Annotated in this window: 1 protein-coding gene; it reads right to left on the bottom strand. The window is 66.7% G+C overall.

From position 1 onward, the window contains the following. Positions 1 to 833, bottom strand: an 833-nt coding sequence (tuf, locus tag MFF64_RS36550; protein WP_238193916.1) for an elongation factor Tu, incomplete at its 3' end; no start/stop codon positions are given.

Here is an 833-nt window from a genome sequence, read left to right as displayed (position 1 = left end):
CCGACGTTGTCACCCGCCTGGCCCTGGTCGAGCAGCTTGCGGAACATCTCCACGCCGGTCACCGTCGTGGTCGTCGTGGCGCGGATGCCCACGATCTCCACCGACTCGCCCACCTTGATGATCCCGCGCTCGACGCGGCCCGTCACCACCGTGCCGCGGCCCGAGATCGAGAACACGTCCTCGATCGGCATCAGGAACGGCAGGTCGATCGGCCGCTCCGGCTGCGGGATGTACGCGTCGACATGCGTCATCAGCTCGAGGATCGCGTCATGCCCGATCTTCGGCTCGCGGTTCTCCAGCGCGCACAAAGCCGAGCCCTTGGTGATCGGGATGTCGTCGCCCGGGAAGTCGTACTTCGAGAGCAGCTCGCGCACCTCGAGCTCGACCAGATCCAGGAGCTCCGGATCGTCGACCATGTCGACCTTGTTCATGAACACCACCAGCGCCGGCACGCCGACCTGGCGGGCGAGCAGGATGTGCTCGCGGGTCTGCGGCATCGGGCCGTCGGCGGCCGACACCACCAGGATCGCGCCGTCCATCTGGGCGGCACCCGTGATCATGTTCTTCACGTAGTCGGCGTGGCCGGGGCAGTCGACGTGGGCGTAGTGCCGGTTCTGGGTCTCGTACTCGACGTGGGCGGTCGAGATCGTGATGCCGCGCGCCTTCTCCTCCGGCGCCTTGTCGATCTGGTCGTAGGCCGTGAAGGTCGCCCCGCCGGTCTCGGCCAGGACCTTCGTGATCGCCGCCGTCAGCGACGTCTTGCCGTGATCGACGTGACCGATCGTCCCGATGTTGCAGTGCGGCTTCGTCCGCGAAAACTTTTCCTTGGCCAT

Source organism: Methylobacterium frigidaeris (genome assembly GCF_022179185.1).
Lineage (GTDB): Bacteria > Pseudomonadota > Alphaproteobacteria > Rhizobiales > Beijerinckiaceae > Methylobacterium > Methylobacterium frigidaeris.
Note: the sequence above shows the minus strand (reverse complement) of the source record. Positions and strands in the feature narration are given on the sequence as shown.